The 3416-nt window shown below is 72.2% G+C and carries 3 protein-coding genes; all 3 read right to left on the reverse strand.

From position 1 onward, the window contains the following. Positions 1 to 160: 160 nt before the first annotated feature. Entirely contained in the window at positions 161 to 2314 is a 2154-nt protein-coding gene (locus AB0M20_RS33325; protein ID WP_364304312.1) for an FtsX-like permease family protein, read from the reverse strand. Continuing rightward, positions 2311 to 2991 carry an ABC transporter ATP-binding protein gene (locus tag AB0M20_RS33330; protein WP_364304313.1) on the reverse strand — a complete coding sequence of 227 codons (681 nt, stop codon included), beginning with the start codon at positions 2989 to 2991 and terminating at the stop codon, positions 2311 to 2313. Before AB0M20_RS33330 ends, AB0M20_RS33325 begins: the two co-directional genes overlap by 4 nt. Further along, positions 2988 to 3416, reverse strand: a 429-nt coding sequence (locus AB0M20_RS33335) for a PadR family transcriptional regulator (RefSeq protein ID WP_364304314.1), incomplete at its 5' end; no start/stop codon positions are given. The genes AB0M20_RS33330 and AB0M20_RS33335, both read right to left, overlap by 4 nt.

Below are 3416 nucleotides of genomic sequence, written 5' to 3' on the forward strand. Positions count from 1 at the left end.
AAAAGTGGTAGCCCACGGGCGTATCCAGGCACCCGATGCGTCCGTGGGCTACCACTTTTCGCTTGGGTCGCTTGCGCGAGGGTCGCGTTCACGGCCTTGAGCACCGCCTCACCTCGCGGTGTGCCACGTGAGCTCTTCTGTGCTCGTACCCGTCGAAGTTTTATTCGGAGCGGGCGGTTTCCGGGCCGGTTATGCGTTCCAGGAGGGGCATCGTGGAGGCGATGATGGCCAGGCAGGCGATCAGGCCCGCGCCCACCATGGCGTAGTAGGAGAGGCTCGGCGCCACCAAGGTGTAGTCCATCTGGGCGCGAAGGAAGAGCTGGGCCGTCAGGAAGCCCATGCCGATCGCCACCGCTGCCACCGTCAGCATCGGGACGGCGCTCTCCAGGGCGACCACCCGGCGCAGGACGCGGACCGGCGCGCCGCTCAGGCGCAGTAGGCTGAACGGGCGCTTGCGCTCACTCAAACCGCCCGCCGCGCTCACCGCCAGGCTGCACCCGCCCAGCACGAGGCTCGCGACGATGATGACGCCGGCCAGTTGCTGCCATCCGCGGAGCTGGTCGGTGAAGGGCGACTCGAACTCGCCGGGGGCGTTCGCGGCCACCCAGTAATCCGGATATGCGAGCGCGAGTTCGGTGCGCGTGCGTTCGAGCGCCGCGGTCGACCCGTCGGTGCTGACCACGATGGACACCACCGGCAGCTCGGCCACCTCGGCCGGGGTGAGCGGCGCGGCGGGCCAGACCCGTGCCGCCGACACCGACTCGCGCCACGGGACGAGGTTCCTGTCCACCGCGGCCACGTCGGCGCCGGCCGCGCAACGCCCGTACAGCGGCGGGATGTCGGCGCACGCGATCACGCCTTCGCCGTCGCCCTCGACCGGGTTCGTGTGGACGACCGTGGCGGTCCGCACGCCGGGGATCGTGCGGAGCTTTTCCAGCACGGCGGCCGGCACCGAGGGCTGGTCCTTGTAGAACGCTGTGGTCAGCGTGGCGGCGTCGGCCGAGCCGAGCAGCGCGGGACCGCGCTCGGCGACGATCGAGGTGATCACGCCGACCGCCACGGTGGTCACGAAGAGCGCGAGCATGATGCCGCTGATCGCCCGGAAGCCGGCCTTGGGGTTGTCGGCGAGCCGGCGGGCGGCGATGAGGGTGGCGGGCCGCCGGGCGCGCCGGGCCATGAGGCGGGCGCCGGCCATGGTGAGCCACGGCCCGGCCAGCACCAGGCCGATCATGACGAGCAGGATTCCCGGCAGGAAGGCGGCCGTCTGCCCGCCGGACGTCTCCGGCCGGCGGCCGATCATGAAGGTCAGCTCGGCGACCCCGGCGATGAGCGGGATCAGGCGGTATGCGCGCGGCGGACGCGGGGTGACCCGCCGGGTGACGCCGAGCGGCGAGATGCGGACCCGGGCGAGCGACACCCATGCCGCCACTGCCGCGCCGGCCGGCACGCCGATGGCGACCACGAGTGCGTCCAGCGGTCGCAGGGCCATGTCGTCTGGGAAGAACGGCATGCCGGTGAACGGCACGGACGCGAGCCGGCCGCGGAATGCGTAGAAGAGCGCGAAGCCGAGTCCGACACCGGTGATGGCCGCCACCGCCGCCTCGGTCGCGCCGATCACCGAGATCTGCCTCGGGGTCGCGCCGACCAGGCGCAGCGCGGCGAAGCGTTGCTCCCGGCGCGCGGCGCTGAGCCGGGTGGCGGTGCCGATGAAGATCAGTACCGGGAACAGCAGTCCGCCGGCGATGACGCCGAGGATCAAGTTCACGACCGTCTCGGGCAGCGGGGCGACGTTGTCGCCCACACTGGCCAGTCGCTGCGCGTGGGGCAGCTCGGCCACCGCGCGGGGGGTGCCGCCGGCGATGACCAGCAGCGAGTCGGGCGAGGCGAGCGCGTCCTTGCCGATGACGCCCAGGTTCTGCCCGGGGTAGCGGTCGCCGAGTTGGTCGGGCGGCGCCGTGGCCAACATCTCGGTGAGTGCCGGCGAGGCGTAGAACTGGCCGGGCCCCGGCGTCCTCGGGATGCCGATCGGGGTCGGCGCGCCGGGCCCGGTAGCGGCGACATCGACCCGGGTGATGTGTTCGCCGTCGAAGAAGTCCTCACGGGTCGACCACAGCAGGTGTGTCGTGGACTCGGCCGCGGTTCCGTGCGGATAGAGCGACCCGTACCGGGTGAGCTGGGCGTTGACCGCATTGACGCCGGCCAGCGTGACCAGCAGCAGGCCCGCGCCGACGGCGACGGCGAGCGCGATGACGACGAGCCGGGTGAGCGCCTCGCGTCCGCCGGAGACGGCGAGACGCAGGCCGAAGCGGATCACGACGCGATCCGGTCCGGTGCGATCACTCTGCCGTCGCGCACGATGACCTCGCGATCGGCGTACGCGGCCACCCGCGCCTCGTGCGTGACCAGCACGACCGTGGTGCCCTGCTCCCGCGCCACGCCCACCAGCAGGTCCATCACCTGCTCACCGGTGAGTGAGTCGAGCGCGCCGGTCGGCTCGTCGGCGAAGAGCACCCGCGGCTCGGCCACCAGCCCGCGGGCCAGGGCGACGCGCTGCGCCTGCCCGCCGGAGAGCTCACCGGACCGGCGCTGCTCCATGCCGTCGAGGCCGAGCCGGGCGAACCAGCCGCTCGCCCGGCGCAGTGCCTCGGCCCGCTTGACCCCGCCGAGCAGCAGCGGCAACGCGACGTTCTCCACCACCGTCAGCTCCGGCACCAACTGTCCGAACTGGAACACGAACCCGAAGCTCGAGCGGCGTAGCGCGCTGCGCCGCTCCTCGGACAGCTTGTCGACCCGCGTGCCGTCGAACCAGACCTCGCCCGAGTCGGGCACGAGGATCCCGGCCAGGCAGTGCAGCAGCGTCGACTTGCCCGAGCCGCTGGGGCCCATCACGGCCAGCACCTCGCCGGCCTCGACGGCGAGGTTCGCCGACCGCAGCGCCGGCGTGCGCCCGAAGGAGAAGACCACCTCGCGTGCCTCGATCGCGACGGTCACGGCCGCACCACCTTTCGCAGAGCGTCGAGCCGGGCACTGGTCGCCTCGATCCAGCGCAGGTCGGCCTCGAGGTGATAGAGGCCGTGGTCGGCGAGCATCGTGTCGACGAGGCCGCCGGCGCGCTTGATCTCGGTCAGCTCGCGCATCCGCTGCAAGTGGGCGCGGCGCTGGGTGTCGAGATATTCCTCCGCCGGGCGCTCCAGCATCAGCGCCAGCGCCACCTTGGTGAAGAGCAGGCTCTGCAGGTGTGGCTCCGGCTCGACCGGCTGGGCCAGCCACTGGTCGACCTCGGTGGCGCCGACCTCGGTGATCACATACTGCTTCCGGTCCGGCCCGACGCCGGGACCGACCTCGCTGATCACCACCTTGCCGTCGCGGGCCAGCCGGCTGAGCGTCGAGTAGACCTGGCCGAAGGGCAGCGGTTT

It is taken from the genome of Actinoplanes sp. NPDC051633, from assembly GCF_040681735.1.
Taxonomy (GTDB): Bacteria; Actinomycetota; Actinomycetes; order Mycobacteriales; family Micromonosporaceae; genus Actinoplanes.